The sequence below is a fragment of the Leclercia adecarboxylata genome (assembly GCF_035787115.1).
Taxonomy (GTDB): Bacteria; Pseudomonadota; Gammaproteobacteria; order Enterobacterales; family Enterobacteriaceae; genus Enterobacter; species Enterobacter adecarboxylatus_E.
This window is the reverse complement of sequence record NZ_JALKTL010000006.1, coordinates 69,660-87,049: the sequence shown is the minus strand read 5'-3', so window position 1 is coordinate 87,049 and position 17,390 is coordinate 69,660. Positions and strand designations below refer to the sequence as shown.

Annotated in this window: 17 protein-coding genes; 12 read left to right on the top strand and 5 right to left on the bottom strand. The window is 55.1% G+C overall.

What is annotated here, in order from left to right; all coding sequences use genetic code 11:
• The first annotated feature begins 10 nt into the window (after positions 1 to 10).
• The 9 genes from kdsC (at position 11) to npr (ending at position 5,938) form a co-directional block, all read left to right on the top strand.
• Positions 11 to 577, top strand: a complete 567-nt coding sequence (kdsC, locus tag MXM41_RS17700; protein ID WP_325933403.1) for a 3-deoxy-manno-octulosonate-8-phosphatase KdsC — start codon at positions 11 to 13, stop codon at positions 575 to 577.
• On the top strand, positions 574 to 1,149 hold the full coding sequence (gene lptC / locus MXM41_RS17695) for an LPS export ABC transporter periplasmic protein LptC (protein ID WP_325933402.1): 576 nt from the start codon (positions 574 to 576) through the stop codon (positions 1,147 to 1,149). The genes kdsC and lptC overlap by 4 nt, the downstream gene beginning before the upstream one ends.
• Positions 1,118 to 1,672 (top strand): lipopolysaccharide ABC transporter substrate-binding protein LptA, encoded by a 555-nt coding sequence (lptA, locus tag MXM41_RS17690; protein WP_325933401.1) that lies wholly within the window; start codon positions 1,118 to 1,120, stop codon positions 1,670 to 1,672. Before lptC ends, lptA begins: the two co-directional genes overlap by 32 nt.
• 6 nt (positions 1,673 to 1,678) lie before the next feature.
• Positions 1,679 to 2,404 carry an LPS export ABC transporter ATP-binding protein gene (gene lptB / locus MXM41_RS17685; RefSeq protein ID WP_325933400.1) on the top strand — a complete coding sequence of 242 codons (726 nt, stop codon included), beginning with the start codon at positions 1,679 to 1,681 and terminating at the stop codon, positions 2,402 to 2,404.
• A 47-nt stretch (positions 2,405 to 2,451) separates the two neighbouring features.
• Complete coding sequence (gene rpoN, locus MXM41_RS17680) at positions 2,452 to 3,885, top strand: RNA polymerase factor sigma-54 (RefSeq protein ID WP_325933399.1); 1,434 nt, start codon at positions 2,452 to 2,454, stop codon at positions 3,883 to 3,885.
• A gap of 22 nt (positions 3,886 to 3,907) precedes the next feature.
• Positions 3,908 to 4,195, top strand: a complete 288-nt coding sequence (gene hpf, locus MXM41_RS17675) for a ribosome hibernation promoting factor (RefSeq protein WP_039031626.1) — start codon at positions 3,908 to 3,910, stop codon at positions 4,193 to 4,195.
• An 82-nt stretch (positions 4,196 to 4,277) separates the two neighbouring features.
• Positions 4,278 to 4,769, top strand: a complete 492-nt coding sequence (gene ptsN / locus MXM41_RS17670) for a PTS IIA-like nitrogen regulatory protein PtsN (protein WP_039031625.1) — start codon at positions 4,278 to 4,280, stop codon at positions 4,767 to 4,769.
• A gap of 45 nt (positions 4,770 to 4,814) precedes the next feature.
• A complete protein-coding gene (rapZ, locus tag MXM41_RS17665) occupies positions 4,815 to 5,669 on the top strand; it encodes an RNase adapter RapZ (protein ID WP_325933398.1) in 855 nt (284 codons plus the stop codon).
• Positions 5,666 to 5,938 (top strand): PTS phosphocarrier protein NPr, encoded by a 273-nt coding sequence (gene npr / locus MXM41_RS17660; protein WP_032614489.1) that lies wholly within the window; start codon positions 5,666 to 5,668, stop codon positions 5,936 to 5,938. The genes rapZ and npr overlap by 4 nt, the downstream gene beginning before the upstream one ends.
• On the opposite strand, the gene mtgA is transcribed toward npr, so the two are convergent.
• From mtgA to lptF, 5 genes are all read right to left on the bottom strand, one after another.
• The gene (gene mtgA, locus MXM41_RS17655) at positions 5,935 to 6,660 is read right to left on the bottom strand and encodes a monofunctional biosynthetic peptidoglycan transglycosylase (protein WP_325933397.1); all 726 of its coding nucleotides are present in this window, start codon (positions 6,658 to 6,660) and stop codon (positions 5,935 to 5,937) included. The two genes, npr and mtgA, sit on opposite strands and share 4 nt — an antisense overlap.
• Complete coding sequence (elbB, locus tag MXM41_RS17650; RefSeq protein ID WP_325933395.1) at positions 6,657 to 7,310, bottom strand: isoprenoid biosynthesis glyoxalase ElbB; 654 nt, start codon at positions 7,308 to 7,310, stop codon at positions 6,657 to 6,659. Before elbB ends, mtgA begins: the two co-directional genes overlap by 4 nt.
• Positions 7,311 to 7,538: 228 nt before the next feature.
• The gene (gene arcB, locus MXM41_RS17645; protein WP_325933394.1) at positions 7,539 to 9,872 is read right to left on the bottom strand and encodes an aerobic respiration two-component sensor histidine kinase ArcB; all 2,334 of its coding nucleotides are present in this window, start codon (positions 9,870 to 9,872) and stop codon (positions 7,539 to 7,541) included.
• 134 nt (positions 9,873 to 10,006) lie between these two features.
• Complete coding sequence (lptG, locus tag MXM41_RS17640; RefSeq protein ID WP_325933392.1) at positions 10,007 to 11,089, bottom strand: LPS export ABC transporter permease LptG; 1,083 nt, start codon at positions 11,087 to 11,089, stop codon at positions 10,007 to 10,009.
• Positions 11,089 to 12,189, bottom strand: a complete 1,101-nt coding sequence (gene lptF / locus MXM41_RS17635; RefSeq protein ID WP_325933391.1) for an LPS export ABC transporter permease LptF — start codon at positions 12,187 to 12,189, stop codon at positions 11,089 to 11,091. Before lptF ends, lptG begins: the two co-directional genes overlap by 1 nt.
• Positions 12,190 to 12,455: 266 nt before the next feature.
• On the opposite strand from lptF, the gene pepA reads away from it, so the two are divergent.
• From pepA to MXM41_RS17620, 3 genes are all read left to right on the top strand, one after another.
• Positions 12,456 to 13,967: a leucyl aminopeptidase gene (gene pepA / locus MXM41_RS17630; RefSeq protein WP_103177200.1), complete on the top strand. Its 1,512-nt coding sequence runs from the start codon at positions 12,456 to 12,458 to the stop codon at positions 13,965 to 13,967.
• Positions 13,968 to 14,090: 123 nt separating this feature from the next.
• Positions 14,091 to 14,534 (top strand): DNA polymerase III subunit chi, encoded by a 444-nt coding sequence (holC, locus tag MXM41_RS17625; RefSeq protein ID WP_325933386.1) that lies wholly within the window; start codon positions 14,091 to 14,093, stop codon positions 14,532 to 14,534.
• A complete protein-coding gene (locus MXM41_RS17620; protein WP_325933382.1) occupies positions 14,534 to 17,389 on the top strand; it encodes a valine--tRNA ligase in 2,856 nt (951 codons plus the stop codon). The genes holC and MXM41_RS17620 overlap by 1 nt, the downstream gene beginning before the upstream one ends.
• Position 17,390 lies beyond the last annotated feature (1 nt).

Sequence of the window (17,390 nt, the reverse complement as noted above, 5' to 3'; positions counted from 1 at the left end):
GGATAAGACAATGATGAATACGGGTGCATCCCTTGCAACCTGTTATGGCCCGGTAAGCGCGCAGATGATGTCGCAGGCCGAAAAGATTCGCCTGCTGATCCTGGATGTGGATGGCGTGCTGTCAGACGGCCTGATTTATATGGGCAATAACGGTGAAGAGTTGAAGGCCTTCAACGTGCGCGATGGCTACGGCATTCGCTGCGCCCTCACCTCTGGCATTGAAGTTGCCATCATCACCGGGCGTAAGGCTAAACTGGTAGAAGATCGGTGCGAAACGCTGGGTATTACCCATCTCTATCAGGGGCAATCGGATAAGATGGTCGCTTTCAGGGACTTAATGGGTAAACTTGATATCGCCCCGGAAAACGTCGCCTATGTAGGGGACGATCTTATTGACTGGCCAGTGATGGCAGAAGTGGGACTCAGCATCGCCGTTGCCGATGCCCATCCGCTTTTGATCCCGCGCGCTGACTATGTCACGCGAATTAACGGTGGCCGTGGCGCAGTACGAGAAGTCTGCGACCTGTTACTGCTGGCGCAAGGTAAGCTTGATGAGGCCAAAGGGCAATCGATATGAGTAAAACCAGACGTTGGGTTATTATTCTGCTAACGCTTGTCGCACTGGTCCTGATTGGCGTAAATCTCGCTGACCAGGACGATGAACAAGCGCCGACGGTCAACACTAACGATCCAACGTATAAAAGCGATCACAGCGATACCGTCGTTTACAGCCCGGAAGGTGCGCTGAACTATCGCCTTATTGCTCAGCACGTTGAGTATTTTTCCGAACAGGGCGTCTCCTGGTTTACCCAGCCGGTGATGACCACCTTTGATACCGATAAAGTTCCGACATGGTCGATTAAATCAGACCGGGCAAAACTGACGAATGACCGTATGCTTTATCTGTATGGTCATGTTGAAGTGAATGCGCTAACCGCAGACTCGCAGCTGCGCAAAATCACGACCGATAACGCACAGATAAACCTTGTGACTCAGGATGTAACATCGCAGGATCTGGTCACGTTATACGGCACAACATTTAATTCCAGCGGTCTGAGAATGCGCGGGAACTTACGCAGCAAGAACGCAGAGCTGATTGAAAAGGTTAGAACCTCCTATGAAATTCAAAACAAACAAACTCAGCCTTAATTGTGTTATAGCCAGCGCGCTGCTGGCCCTTAGCCTGCCTGCGCTTGCTGTGACGGGTGATACCGAGCAACCGATTCATATCGAATCCGATACGCAATCACTCGATATGCAGGGCAATGTTGTTACCTTTACCGGCAATGTCGTCGTGACTCAGGGCACCATTAAAATCAACGCCGACAAGGTAGTGGTGACGCGTCCGGGCGGTGAGGACGGGAAAGAGATTATCGATGGCTACGGTAACCCGGCCACCTTCTATCAGATGCAGGATAACGGTAAGCCGGTCAAAGGCCGCGCCTCCCAGATGCACTACGAGCTGGCGAAAGATTTCGTTGTCCTTACCGGTAATGCGTTCCTGGAACAGCTCGACAGCAACATCAAGGGCGACAAGATCACCTACCTGGTTAAAGAGCAAAAAATGCAGGCCTTCAGTGAAAAAGGCAAACGCGTGACCACCGTACTGGTTCCGTCGCAGCTGCAGGACAAAAATAACAATCAGGCCCCGGCACAGAAAAAGAGTAACTAATTCGTTATGGCAACATTAACTGCAAAGAATCTCGCCAAAGCCTATAAAGGCCGTCGCGTAGTGGAAGATGTTAGTTTGACCGTGAACTCCGGCGAGATTGTCGGCCTGTTGGGTCCTAACGGTGCGGGTAAAACCACCACATTTTATATGGTGGTAGGCATTGTCCCTCGCGACGCGGGGAACATCATCATTGATGACGAAGATATCAGCCTGCTGCCCCTGCACGCGCGTGCGCGCCGCGGGATAGGTTATCTGCCGCAGGAAGCCTCGATTTTTCGCCGTCTGAGCGTTTTCGATAACCTGATGGCAGTGCTGCAGATCCGCGACGATTTGACCGCTGAACAGCGTCAGGATCGCGCCAACGAGCTGATGGAAGAGTTTCATATCGAACACCTGCGCGACAGCCTGGGTCAGGCGCTTTCAGGTGGTGAACGGCGACGTGTGGAGATTGCCCGCGCGCTGGCGGCAAATCCGAAATTTATTCTGCTCGATGAACCTTTTGCGGGCGTTGACCCCATTTCGGTTATTGATATTAAACGTATTATTGAGCATCTGCGTGACAGCGGTCTTGGCGTTCTCATCACCGACCATAACGTGCGCGAGACGCTGGCGGTGTGTGAGCGAGCTTATATCGTCAGCCAGGGCCATCTTATTGCCCACGGTACCCCGCAGCAGATCCTCGAAGACGATCATGTTAAACGCGTGTACCTTGGGGAAGACTTCAGACTCTGATAGGGTAGAAGTTCAGTCTCGCGTAAACGGAGAAAAATGCTCTGAACATGAAGCAAGGTTTGCAATTAAGGCTCAGCCAACAGCTGGCAATGACGCCGCAGTTACAACAGGCCATTCGTCTGTTGCAGCTGTCGACGCTGGAACTTCAGCAGGAGCTCCAGCAAGCGCTGGAAAGTAACCCCCTGCTCGAGCAAACCGATCTTCACGACGAGGTAGAAACGCAGCAAACCCAGGATAACGAGACCCTCGACACGGTTGATGCGCTTGAGCAAAAAGAGATGCCTGACGAGCTCCCCCTCGATGCCAGCTGGGATGAGATCTACACTGCAGGTACGCCATCCGGCACGCGCGCAGACTATCAGGACGACGAATTACCGGTTTATCAGGGTGAGACCACCCAGTCGCTGCAGGATTACCTGATGTGGCAGGTAGAGCTGACACCGTTTTCCGATACCGATCGCGCCATTGCCACCTCGATTGTGGATGCCGTCGATGAAACCGGCTACTTAACCGTATCGCTGGACGACATTCTGGAGAGCATCGGTGATGATGAAATTGAGCCAGAAGAGGTCGAAGCGGTTCTGAAACGCGTTCAGCGCTTTGATCCCATTGGCGTCGCGGCAAGAGATCTCCGGGACTGCCTGTTAATTCAGCTTTCGCAGTTTGTGAAAGAGACACCGTGGCTGGAAGAGGCCCGGCTTATCATCAGTGAACACCTGGATCTGCTGGCCAACCACGACTTCCGCTCATTGATGCGCGTCACGCGGTTGAAAGAAGAAATCCTGAAAGAAGCGGTTAACCTGATTCAGTCCCTGGATCCGCGCCCGGGGCAATCCATCCAGACCAGTGAGCCCGAGTATGTCATTCCCGATGTGCTGGTGCGCAAACATAACGGTCTGTGGACTGTAGAGCTGAATTCCGACAGCATCCCCCGCCTGCAAATTAATCAGCAATACGCCTCAATGTGCACCAGCTCCCGTAACGACTCGGATAACCAGTTCATCCGTAGCAATCTGCAGGAAGCCCGCTGGCTGATCAAAAGCCTTGAGAGCCGTAATGATACATTGCTGCGCGTCAGCCGCTGCATCGTCGAGCAGCAGCAGGCGTTTTTTGAACAAGGTGAAGAGTACATGAAACCGATGGTGCTGGCCGATATCGCCCAGGCCGTCGAGATGCACGAGTCGACAATTTCTCGCGTGACGACGCAGAAGTATCTGCACAGCCCGCGTGGTATTTTTGAGCTTAAGTATTTTTTCTCCAGCCATGTCAACACCGAAGGCGGCGGCGAAGCCTCGTCGACGGCGATCCGGGCGCTGGTGAAAAAGTTAATCGCCGCGGAAAACCCCGCGAAACCGCTAAGTGACAGTAAGTTGACCACCATGCTGTCCGAACAAGGTATTATGGTGGCACGCCGCACTGTTGCGAAGTATCGAGAGTCTTTATCCATTCCGCCGTCAAACCAGCGTAAACAACTGGTCTGACACAACCGATAAGGAAGACACTATGCAGCTCAACATCACAGGACACAATGTCGAAATCACTGAAGCCCTGCGCGATTTTGTTAACACAAAATTTGCTAAGCTCGAACAGTATTTCGAGAGGATCAACCAGGTCTATGTTGTGTTAAAAGTGGAAAAAGTGACTCATATCTCGGATGCTACCCTGCACGTCAACGGGGGCGAAATCCATGCCAGTGCGGAAGGGCAGGACATGTACGCGGCTATCGACGGCTTGATCGACAAGCTGGCACGACAGCTAAACAAACATAAAGATAAACTGAAACAACACTAATTGTCCGGGCAGTTAACGGGTGCAGGACGGCCTGTTGTGGAACACAACAGGCCCTTTGTACAGTTAGCGCTTAGGTGAAATTATGATGAATAACGATTCCACTCTACAACTGAGCAGTGTCCTTAATCAGGAATGTACCCGCAGTGCCGTTCACTGCCAGAGCAAAAAACGTGCGCTGGAGATCATCAGTGAACTGGCCGCAAAACAACTGAGCCTGCCGCCACAAGTGGTCTTTGAAGCGATCCTGACCCGCGAAAAAATGGGCAGTACCGGCATCGGCAATGGCATCGCCATTCCGCATGGCAAACTGGAAGAGGATACGCTGCGTGCTGTAGGGGTGTTTGTTCAGCTGGAAACACCTATCGCCTTTGATGCTATTGATAACCAGCCTGTCGATCTGCTGTTTGCCCTGCTGGTGCCAGCCGATCAGACTAAAACGCATCTGCACACGCTCTCACTGGTGGCCAAACGTCTGGCGGATAAAACCATCTGCCGCCGTTTGCGCGCGGCACAGAGCGACGAAGAACTCTATCAAATTATTACGGAAACGGAAGGCAATCAGGATGATGCGTAATCGGGTGATGGCGTTGACATCTGCAGTCCTGAGGAGAAACGGTACATGGTACTGATGATCGTCAGCGGGCGTTCGGGCTCCGGGAAGTCGGTCGCCCTGCGCGCGCTGGAAGATATGGGTTTTTACTGCGTGGATAACCTGCCGGTGGTGCTGCTGCCAGACCTGGCGCGTTCTCTGGCGGATCGGCAGATCTCTGCGGCGGTCAGCATCGACGTACGTAACATGCCGGAATCACCGGAGATCTTTGAGCAGGCGATGAGCAGCTTGCCGGACGCATTTTCGCCTCAGCTTCTGTTCCTTGACGCCGATCGCAACACGCTGATCCGTCGCTATAGCGATACCCGTCGTCTGCATCCACTCTCCAGTAAAAATCTGTCGCTGGAAAGCGCCATTGACCAGGAGAGCGATCTGCTGGAGCCGCTGCGCTCCCGCGCCGATCTGATCGTTGATACCTCTGAAATGTCTGTCCATGAACTGGCGGAGATGCTGCGTACCCGTCTGCTGGGCAAACGCGAGCGTGAGCTGACGATGGTCTTTGAATCGTTTGGCTTTAAGCACGGTATCCCTATCGATGCGGACTACGTGTTTGACGTGCGCTTCTTACCGAACCCGCACTGGGATCCTAAGCTGCGTCCGATGACCGGTCTGGATAAGCCCGTTGCCGCTTTCCTTGACAGACATACGGAAGTGCATAACTTTATCTATCAGACGCGCAGCTACCTTGAGCTCTGGTTGCCGATGCTGGAGACAAACAATCGCAGCTACCTGACGGTGGCGATTGGCTGTACCGGGGGCAAACACCGTTCGGTCTATATTGCTGAGCAGCTGGCTGACTATTTCCGCTCGCGCGGTAAAAACGTGCAGTCCCGTCATCGTACGCTGGAAAAACGTAAAACATGACCGTAAAGCAGACCGTTGAAATTACCAATAAGCTGGGCATGCACGCTCGCCCGGCGATGAAGTTATTTGAACTGATGCAGGGGTTTGACGCGGAAGTTCTGCTGCGTAATGACGAAGGCACCGAAGCCGAAGCCAACAGCGTAATCGCTCTGCTGATGCTGGATTCGGCGAAGGGCCGTCAGATCGAAATCGAAGCCACCGGCCCTCAGGAAGTTGAGGCGCTGGCGGCGGTCATTGCGCTGTTTAACGCCGGGTTTGATGAAGATTAATGCAGCTTATAGGCCTGCATAAATCCTTCCCCACCCAGCTGACGCATCTGGCGCAGGATCCACGCCTGGCGGTTGCGTACATAGCCTGAGGGCGCGCTGGCCTTAAAACGGATCGGATTCGGTAATACAGCCGCCAGCAGCGCGGCTTCTGATGGCGTCAGGCGGCTGGCTGGTTTGTGAAAATAGCGCTGCGCCGCGGCTTCAACACCAAACACACCCTCGCCAAACTCCGCGATATTCAGGTATACCGTCAGGATCCTTTTTTTACTCCACACCGTTTCGATGCCCAGCGTCAGCCCGGCTTCAAAGCCCTTTCTTACCCAGCTGCGACCATCCCATAAAAACAGGTTTTTCGCCGTCTGCTGAGAAAGCGTGGACGCGCCGCGAATGCGGCTCTCGTTGCGCTCGTTATGCGCTAACGCCTTCTCTATGGCCCCGATGTCAAAGCCCCAGTGTTCGGGGAATTTTTGATCTTCGGCAGCGATAACGGCCAGCCCCATCCAGGGCGAGATTTCATCCATACTCACCCAGTCAGAATGGGCGATGTAGCGAAAATTACCGCTCAGCCAGTTGCTCACCTGCCGCTCCACCATTACCGCTGAAAACGGCACCGGCAGGAAGCTGAACAGAGCGATTCCCCCGCCCCAGAAGACCGCCATTATCACCAGAATGCGAATGGCTATCCGTCTTACCCAGCCAGCTTTCGGACGCCTTAACCTCATGCAGCAAGCACCAGCACGCGGGTGACCAGCTTCTCAATGCCTGCCGCGGCTTCCGCGATAGTTTGCGCCAGCATATATGCGGGCGTGGTCACGATCCTGTTCTCCTCATCGACCACGATATCGTCCACAGGGCAAGGGATATGTTCACCGCCCATGTCCTCGATGATCTCTGCGGTATCAATATCTGTTCCGATGGTCAGGCGCAACGGCATATCAAAAATGGCCGGCAGCATCGCGGGGGCGATACAAATAAAGCCCAATGGTTTACCCGCCTCATGCATCTGCAGCGCCAGTGCTTTTAACTCGCTATCTACCCGGCAGGCATTTCCCTGCTGGGCAAAATCGCTCAGGTTTTTTGCCGCGCCAAAACCGCCCGGCACGATCAGCGCATCCAGTTCAGCGGCCCGGGCCTCGCTGAGCGGACGAACCTGTCCACGCGCGATCCGTGCTGCCTCAATCAGGACGTTACGGCTTTCGGTCATCGCTTCGCCGGTCAGGTGGTTGATCACATCTGACTGGGCTTTATCCGGTGCGAAACAGACCGCTTCGGCGCCATTACGCGCCAGGGCCAGCAGCGTCAGAACTGCCTCATGAATTTCGGAACCATCGTAAACACCACAACCGCTCAGTACCAGGCCAACCTTTTTCATCCTGCGATCCCTCTCGAAAAACGTTAAATGCACATTAAAGATTCTGATTAAAACGGTATGCTTCACACATTTAACTGATTCATGTAACAAAGTATTTAAGATTTGCTATCTTAACTGCGTGCGGCCTAAATTTTCCGGCTACGCCATCAACTTACAAAAACATATTCAGGCGCAGCCAAGATTTCCCTGGTGTTGGCGCAGTATTCGCGCACCCCGGCCTGGCCGGGGTCATTTTTTTCTGCTCTCCACCCAGGCTTTCAGCACGGCCACATCGTTCTGCCACTCCTGTTTCATCTCTTCAACCCATTCACCCACGTTATCTTCCCACGCGGGTAGATCCGGGGACTGGATCTGCTGGCCAAGCTGCTGCAGACGACGCAAACCCACCGACCCGGCCGCTCCTTTGATCTTATGCCCCTCTTCAACGATACCTTTCTGATCCCGCGCCGTCAGGTTAGACTCCAGCACGTTTAAATAGCCCGGCATCATCTTCTCGAAGATTGCCAGGCCATCGGTAATCAACTTCGGACCAACCAGATCGATGTACTGCTCAAGCATGTCGATATCCAGCAAAGACTGCGCTTTCTCTGTATTTACCGTCGTCATGGTGCTCTCCTCTTCGTCACAGGTGTCCCAGAACTTTTTAATCATGGCGGTTAAGGCAGGCACCGCCAGCGGTTTGCTAAGTACGTCGTCCATACCGGCATCCAGGTACTCTTTTTTATCTTTCAGCACGTTGGCGGTCAGCGCCACCAGCGGCGGTAGCTCATCGCTGGCGTAACGGCTCGTCAGCTCACGGGAGATATCCAGCCCGGTCATATCCGGCAGTTGAATATCGAGCAACACCAGGTCGTATTCCCCCGGCGTGAACATCTCCAGCGCAGCTTTACCGGTCATGGCGACATCCACGCTGCTGCCCAGTTTCTCCAGCACCGAGCGCGCCACAATGACGTTCAGTTCGATATCTTCCACCAGCAGCACGTGCAGGGCAGGCAGCGGCATATCATCACGTGCAAAGGTGTCTTCGACCTCTTCCGCCACTGCCGGAGCATGGACGCTCAGGGTAAACAGGGAGCCGTGTCCAGGGTTGCTGGTCACGATGATGTCACCGCCCATGCTCTTCGCCAGCCGGCGCGATACCGCCAGGCCGATGCCGGTTCCGGTGGCGGGTTTGCCCCCATGGCTGTCTTTCACCTGATAATACATGGCGAAGATTTTGTCCTGCTCCTCCTGCGGAATGCCGATCCCGGAATCCTCCACTTCGAAGTGCAGCATCTCTCCCTCGCCATAGCGCACGCGCACCGCAACCTGGCCGCGCTGGGTGAATTTGACCGCATTACTGATCAAATTCCACAGGATCTGACGCAAGCGCGTGCCGTCTGTCACCACCTTATGCGGTAGCGGCAGAGTCGGCTCCAGCACAAAGCGTAGCCCCTTCTGCTGCGCCTGCAGACCGGAGAGGTTTTCCAGATCGGCGAGGAAGCTGGTAAAGTCCACCGGCTGGTTATCCAGCTGGACTTTGCGTCGCTCCATCTTATCCATATCAATAATATCGTTGAAGATATTACCGAGCGTTACCGCCGAAACATGGATGGTTTTAAGATATTTCTCCTGCTCGGTGGTCAGTTCGGTATCGAGTAAAATGCGGCTTAACCCTACGATGCCGTTCAGCGGTGTACGCAGCTCATGGCTGATGGTGGAAATAAAGGTGGTTTTGTCCCGGCTGGCGCGCTCCAGCGCATCCTGGTAGCGCTTGCGCTCGGTAATATCGCGCCCGAAGCCCATCAGTCCGTGGCGCTTACCGACGCGGTCGTAGTACGGCACTTTACGGATTTCAAAGCAGGCTTTGCGCCCGTCCGGGTAGTCGAGCCACTGCTCATAGGTCAGGGAGACGTTATGACGGAACACCTTCTCGTCGGTTTCGATAACTTTGGCCGCCGCCTCCGGGGAGTAGACGTCCTGCGGCCGTAGATTAATTAGCTGTTTTTCGCTCTTACCGGTCAGGAGTTCCATTGCCCGGTTACAGCCTGAGAACTCTTTGTCTTCATTGCGGTAGAAAACCAGATCCGGGGAGGCGTCGAGGAACGAGCGCAGGAATGAGGATTGCTGCTCAAGCTGGATCTGCGTCTGTTCACGCTCTTTCATCTCGATTTTCAGCTGTTCCAGCGTGGTCTGGCGTTCGGCCTCCGCCTTCACACGATCTGAGATCTCCTGGTTCAGCTGGGCAATGTTATCTTTTAATTGCACGTTGAGCTTCAGGTCACGTTCGCGCATCTCCTCCAGCTTTTCCACCAGCCGGGTCAGCCGCTGGCGGGATTCCTCAAGCTGTTCAACCACTACCGAGAGGAAATAAACCGCCCACGGGGTAATAAGCAGGCCAAAGAAAATGGAACGTATCAGGTCGATACTCTCAACCTGGCCGTGCAGTACCATGGTAATGGCCATCTGCACCACAATCGCCAGCACCACAAGCGCCAGTGCCAGCAACAGGGAGAAGCGCACCAGGCCAAGCTTCATCATCAGATCGACATAGTATTGCGCCAGTAACCGAATTTGCTTCATAGGGGATCTCTTCACGACGTCATCGCACAATAATACTCAAATTCCAGGCAAGACGTTGAAGGTTGTGCAAAAAAGTGAGGGGTAAAACAGGCGAGACGCCTCACCTCCCGACAGAGGAAGTGAGGCGAGAAGGGTCAGGAGCGCTTCAGCAACAGCCAGAGGCTGATCAGGAAGAACGAGGCGCTCGGCAGCAGCGCGCCGATAACCGGCGGTATGCCGTACACCAGGGTCAGCGGCCCGAAAATTTGATCCAGGACGTAGAAGACAAAGCCGAAGCTGATGCCCGTCACGACCCGCACACCCATAGGAACGCTACGCAGCGGGCCGAAAATAAACGACAGCGCCATCAGCATCATCACCGCCACGGAGAGCGGCTGGAAGACCTTGCTCCACATATTGAGCTGATAACGCCCGGCATCCTGGCCGCTCGACTTCAGGTACTTCACATAGTTGTGCAGGCCGCTGATGGAGAGCGCATCGGGATCCAGCGCCACCACACCGAGTTTGTCCGGGGTCAGGTTGGTTTTCCATGCGCCGGAAACGGTTTGCGATCCGGTGATCTGTTTAGGATCCTGCAGGTTCGACTCATCCACCTGCGACAGACGCCAGACCTTCTTATCAGCATCAAAGGTGGCCGACGCGGCGTAGCGTACCGCCTGCAAACGACGTTTATCGTTAAAGCTGTAGATACTCACACCGCCGAGAGAGTTATCGCCGGTGACCCGTTCGATGTAGACAAAGTTATTCCCGTCTTTCGCCCACAGCCCCTGCTGAGTAGAGAGCAGCGAGCCGCCGTACATCATTTGCGCACGGTAGTTACGCGCCATCTGCTCGCCCTGCGGCGCAACCCACTCGCCCATCGCCATGGTCAGCAATACCAGGGGGATTGCGGTTTTCATAACGGACAGCGCAACCTGCATGCGGGTAAAGCCAGAGGCCTGCATAACCACCAGCTCACTGCGCTGCGCCAGCATCCCCAGCCCGAGCAGCGCGCCTAACAGCGCCGCCATTGGGAAGAAGATTTGCACATCTTTTGGAATGCTGAGCAGGGTATACATGCCCGCGCCCATTGCATCGTAGCTCCCCTGCCCGGCCTTTTTCAGCTGGTCGACAAACTTGATGATGCCGGAGAGCGACACCAGCATGAATAACGTCATCATGATGGTGGTAAAAATGGTTTTACCGATATAGCGGTCAAGAACGCCAAACGCCTGCATTACACCGCTCCTTTACGCATAAACCGGGCCCGCACACGGCGCATCGGCACGGTGTCCCACAGGTTGAGGGCGACGGCCAACAGCAGATAGAGTCCGTTAATCACCCAGGTCCAGATAACCGGGTCAATTTTTCCTTTACCCCCGTTCGATTTTATCGACGTCTGCAGCAGGAAGAACACCAGATAAAGCAGCATGGCAGGCAACATGGAGAGTACACGCCCCTGACGAGGATTCACCACGCTGAGCGGCACCACCATCAATGCCATCATAAAGACAGTGAACACCAACGTGATACGCCAGTGCAGCTCCGCGCGGGCGCGATTGGTATCGGTATTGATCAGGGTACGCATGTCCATCTGCTCGGTATCAGTCGGATCCAGCGCCACCGCCTGGTGACCAATAATTGCCTGATAATTCTGGAAGTCGGTGATGCGGAAATCACGCAGCATCGCCGTCCCTTCAAAGCGGGTGCCTTTATTCAGCGTAACGATCTGCGAACCGTCTTTATCCTGCGCAAGCTGACCAGAATCGGCCACCACGACAGAGGGACGGGCATTGCCTTTAGGTCGAATTTGCGCGAGGAACACGTCGTTAAAGCGGCTGCCATCCACGCTTTCAATAAACAGCACGGAGTTACCATCCGTTGCCTGCTGGAACTGCCCCTGGGCCAGCGCGGCCATGCCGGGGTTCGCTTTTGCTTCAGCCAGCACTTCATCCTGATGACGAGAGGAGACCGGACCGGCCCACATAACGTTCACGGCGGCCACGATGCCGGTGAACAGCGCCAGTAACATGGCGGCTTTAACCAGAACCGCTTTGCTCAGTCCACAGGCATGCATGACGGTGATTTCACTTTCGGTATAAAGTTTACCGAGCGTCATCAACAGTCCGAGGAAAAGGCTGAGTGGCAGGATAAGCTGCGCCATTTCAGGCACGCCCAGCCCAAGCAGAGAAAGCACCAGATTTGTGGGGATTTCGCCATCGACAGCCGCGCCGAGGATCCTTACCAGTTTCTGACAGAAAAAAATCAGAAGCAGGATGAAGAGTATCGCCAGCTGGCTTTTAAGCGTCTCCCGCACCAGATATCTTATGATTATCACATTAAATACGCCCGTAAAAACCCGTCTCTTTGCAGGAAAATCGCTTGTTTCATGGCTTAAACGTCATTTATTCTCTTGAGTCGTCGAAATCATCGCTAAGATTAGAACACCCGACGGATTCGCGCTTCAGAAGTTGTAATGACGTGCCGAAACCGTAATAACGTAAGATTAACACGAAGTCACCGCAACAGCGGGTACGAGTTACGAAAGGTTTCAATTCTATCCGTAGCTGCCGCTGTTGTCTTTAAGATTCAGGAGCGTAGTTCATGGAGTTCAGTGTAAAAAGCGGTAGCCCGGAGAAACAGCGGAGTGCCTGCATCGTTGTCGGCGTGTTTGAACCCCGCAGACTCTCTCCGATCGCCGAACAACTCGATAAGATCAGTGACGGCTACATCAGCGCTCTGCTGCGCCGCGGCGAGCTGGAAGGCAAACCGGGGCAGACATTGCTGCTGCATCATGTGCCTAACGTTCTGTCCGAGCGCATTCTGCTGATTGGCTGCGGCAAGGAGCGTGAGCTGGATGAGCGCCAGTACAAACAGGTTATTCAGAAAACAATCAATACGCTGAATGATACTGGCTCAATGGAAGCCGTGTGCTTCCTGACCGAACTGCACGTCAAGGGCCGCAATACCTACTGGAAGGTCCGCCAGGCGGTTGAGACAGCCAAAGAGACCCTGTACAGCTTCGATCAACTGAAAACCACCAAAAGCGAACCGCGCCGTCCGCTGCGTAAAATGGTCTTTAACGTGCCAACCCGCCGGGAGCTGACCAGCGGTGAACGCGCCATTCAGCATGGGCTGGCAATTGCCGCCGGCATCAAGGCCGCGAAAGACCTCGGTAATATGCCGCCAAACATCTGTAACGCGGGCTACCTCGCCTCGCAGGCGCGCCAGCTGGCCGACTCCTACAGCAAAAACGTCGTCACCCGCGTAATTGGCGAACAGCAGATGAAAGAGCTGGGGATGCACTCCTACCTGGCCGTCGGCAACGGTTCACAAAATGAATCTCTGATGTCGGTTATTGAGTACAAAGGCAACCCGGCTGAAGACGCACGTCCGATTGTGCTGGTGGGTAAAGGCCTGACCTTCGACTCCGGTGGGATCTCCATCAAGCCTGCCGAAGGCATGGACGAGATGAAGTACGACATGTGCGGCGCAGCGGCGGTTTACGGCGTGATGCGCATGGTGGCCGAGCTGCAGCTGCCGATCAACGTAACTGGCGTGCTGGCGGGCTGTGAAAACATGCCGGGTGGTCGCGCCTACCGTCCTGGCGACGTCCTCACTACCATGTCCGGGCAGACCGTTGAAGTGCTGAACACCGATGCCGAAGGCCGTCTGGTGCTGTGCGACGTGCTGACCTATGTTGAGCGCTTCGATCCGGAAGCGGTTATCGATGTGGCAACCCTGACCGGCGCCTGTGTGATTGCCCTCGGCCACCACATTACCGGTCTGATGTCGAACCACAACCCGCTGGCGCATGAGCTGATTGGCGCCTCTGAACAGGCGGGCGACCGCGCATGGCGTCTGCCGTTGGGCGATGAGTATCAGGAACAGCTCGAGTCTAATTTTGCGGATATGGCCAACATCGGCGGTCGTCCCGGCGGGGCTATTACCGCGGGTTGCTTCCTGTCGCGCTTTACCCGCAAGTACAACTGGGCGCACCTGGACATTGCGGGCACCGCATGGCGCTCCGGTAAAGCCAAAGGCGCGACCGGTCGTCCGGTTGCCCTGCTGTCGCAGTTCCTGCTGAACCGTGCAGGTTTCAACGGCGACGAGTAATTGCCGTCTGATGCCCGGTGGCGCTACGCTTACCGGGCCTACGGAAAAATACTCTTTGTAGGCCGGGTAAGGCGGAGCCGCCACCCGGCTTTGCATTTAAATCCCTGACAAGAAACCCCATATATGAAAAACGCAACGTTCTATCTTCTGGACAATGACACCCAACAGGATGGCTTAAGTGCCGTTGAACAGCTGGTGTGCGACATTGCCGCAGAACGTTGGCGCGCGGGTCTTCGCGTGCTGATCGCCTGCGAAGATGAACAGCAGGCCATCCGTCTGGATGAAGCGCTGTGGGCACGACCACCGGAAAGTTTTGTTCCGCATAATCTGGCGGGAGAAGGGCCGCGCGGCGGTGCCCCGGTGGAGATCGCCTGGCCGCAAAAGCGTAACAGCAGTCCACGCGATATTCTGATTAGCCTGCGTACCGGCTTTGCAGATTTTGCCACCGCTTTCACAGAAGTGGTAGACTTTGTCCCTCACGAAGACTCCCTGAAACAACTGGCGCGCGAACGCTATAAAGCGTACCGCATGGCTGGTTTTAACCTGAATACGGCAACCTGGAAATAATGGAAAAGACATACAACCCACGCGATATCGAACAGCCGCTTTACGAGCACTGGGAACAGCAGGGCTATTTCAAGCCTAACGGCGATGAAAGCAAAGAGTCCTTCTGCATCATGATCCCGCCGCCGAACGTCACCGGCAGTTTGCATATGGGGCATGCCTTCCAGCAGACCATCATGGACACCATGATCCGTTACCAGCGCATGCAGGGCAAAAACACCCTGTGGCAGGCCGGTACTGACCACGCGGGTATCGCTACCCAGATGGTGGTTGAGCGTAAGATTGCCGCTGAAGAAGGTAAAACCCGTCACGACTACGGTCGCGACGCCTTTATCGACAAAATCTGGCAGTGGAAAGCGGAATCGGGCGGCACCATTACCCGTCAGATGCGCCGTCTCGGCAACTCCGTGGACTGGGAGCGTGAGCGCTTCACCATGGACGAAGGCCTCTCCAACGCCGTTAAAGAAGTCTTCGTGCGCCTGTATAAAGAAGACCTGATTTACCGTGGCAAGCGCCTGGTAAACTGGGATCCAAAACTGCGTACCGCCATCTCTGACCTGGAAGTGGAAAACCGCGAGTCTAAAGGCTCCATGTGGCACATCCGCTATCCGCTGGCCGACGGCGCAAAAACCGCAGACGGTAAAGATTACCTGGTTGTCGCCACCACCCGTCCGGAAACCCTGCTGGGCGATACCGGCGTGGCCGTTAACCCGGAAGATCCACGTTACAAAGATCTGATTGGTAAATTTGTGGTTCTGCCGCTGGTTAACCGTCGTATTCCGATTGTTGGCGACGAACACGCCGACATGGAAAAAGGCACCGGCTGCGTCAAGATCACTCCGGCACACGACTTTAACGACTACGAAGTCGGTCGTCGCCACGCCCTGCCAATGATCAACATCCTGACCTTTGACGGCGATATCCGTGAAAGCGCAGAGGTATATGACACCAAAGGCGAAGAATCTGACGTCTACTCAAACGAGATTCCGGCAGAATTCCAGAAGATGGAGCGTTTCGCCGCGCGTAAAGCGATCGTTGCCGCTGTCGACGCGCTGGGCCTGCTGGACGAAATCAAACCGCACGACCTGACCGTCCCTTATGGCGACCGTGGCGGCGTGGTGATCGAGCCGATGCTGACCGACCAGTGGTACGTGCGTGCCGACGTGCTGGCAAAGCCGGCTGTTGAAGCAGTTGAAAACGGCAGCATCCAGTTTGTGCCTAAGCAGTACGAAAACATGTACTTCTCCTGGATGCGTGATATTCAGGACTGGTGTATCTCCCGTCAGCTGTGGTGGGGTCACCGTATCCCGGCATGGTATGACAACGAAGGTAACGTCTACGTTGGCCGTACTGAAGACGAAGTGCGTCAGGAAAACAACCTGAGCGCAGATGTCGCGCTGCGTCAGGACGAAGACGTGCTGGACACCTGGTTCTCCTCCGCGCTGTGGACCTTCTCTACCCTCGGCTGGCCAGAGAACACCGACGCACTGCGTCAGTTCCACCCAACCAGCGTGATGGTGTCCGGCTTCGATATCATCTTCTTCTGGATCGCCCGCATGATCATGATGACCATGCACTTCATTAAAGATGAAAACGGCAAGCCGCAGGTTCCGTTCCATACCGTCTACATGACCGGTCTGATTCGTGACGACGAAGGCCAGAAGATGTCCAAATCCAAAGGTAACGTTATCGATCCGCTGGATATGGTTGACGGTATCTCCCTGGAAGATCTGCTGGAAAAACGTACCGGCAACATGATGCAGCCGCAGCTGGCTGAGAAGATCCGCAAGCGCACCGAGAAGCAGTTCCCGGACGGCATTGAGCCGCACGGTACCGATGCCCTGCGTTTCACCCTGGCGGCACTGGCTTCGACCGGTCGCGATATCAACTGGGACATGAAGCGCCTGGAAGGTTATCGCAACTTCTGTAACAAGCTGTGGAACGCCAGCCGCTTCGTGCTGATGAACACCGAAGATCAGGATTGCGGTTTTAACGGCGGTGACATGACCCTGTCTCTGGCAGACCGCTGGATCCTGGCTGAATTCAACCAGACCACCAAAGCGTTCCGCGAGGCGCTGGATAACTATCGCTTCGATATCGCTGCAGGCATTCTGTACGAATTCACCTGGAACCAGTTCTGCGACTGGTACCTGGAGCTGACCAAGCCGGTCATGAACGGCGGCACTGAAGCGGAACTGCGCGGTACGCGTAATACGCTGATCACCGTTCTGGAAGGCCTGCTGCGCCTGGCGCACCCGATCATCCCGTTCATCACTGAAACCATCTGGCAGCGCGTGAAAGTCATTGCAGGTATCAACGCCGATACCATCATGCTGCAGCCGTTCCCGGCATTCGACGCCGCGCAGATTGACGAAGCCGCCGCATCCGATACCGAATGGCTGAAGCAGGCGATCGTTGCCGTGCGTAATATCCGCGCTGAAATGAACATCGCACCGGGTAAACCACTGGCACTGCTGCTGCGCGGTTGCAGCGAAGCGGCGCAGCGTCGCGTGAACGAAAACAGCACCTTCCTGCAGACCATGGCGCGTCTGGAGAGCATCACCGTGCTGCCTGCTGATGATAAAGGTCCGGTCTCCGTGACCAAAATCATCGACGGCGCCGAGCTGCTGATCCCAATGGCTGGCCTGATTGATAAAGATGCTGAGCTGGCGCGTCTGGCGAAAGAAGTGGCTAAAGTTGACGATGAAATTGGCCGTATCGAAAACAAACTGTCCAATGAAGGCTTTGTTGCCCGCGCCCCGGAAGCGGTGATCGCCAAAGAGCGTGAGAAGCTGAACGGTTACGCGGAAGCTAAAGCGAAGCTGATTGAGCAGCAGGCAATCATTAGTGCGTTGTAAT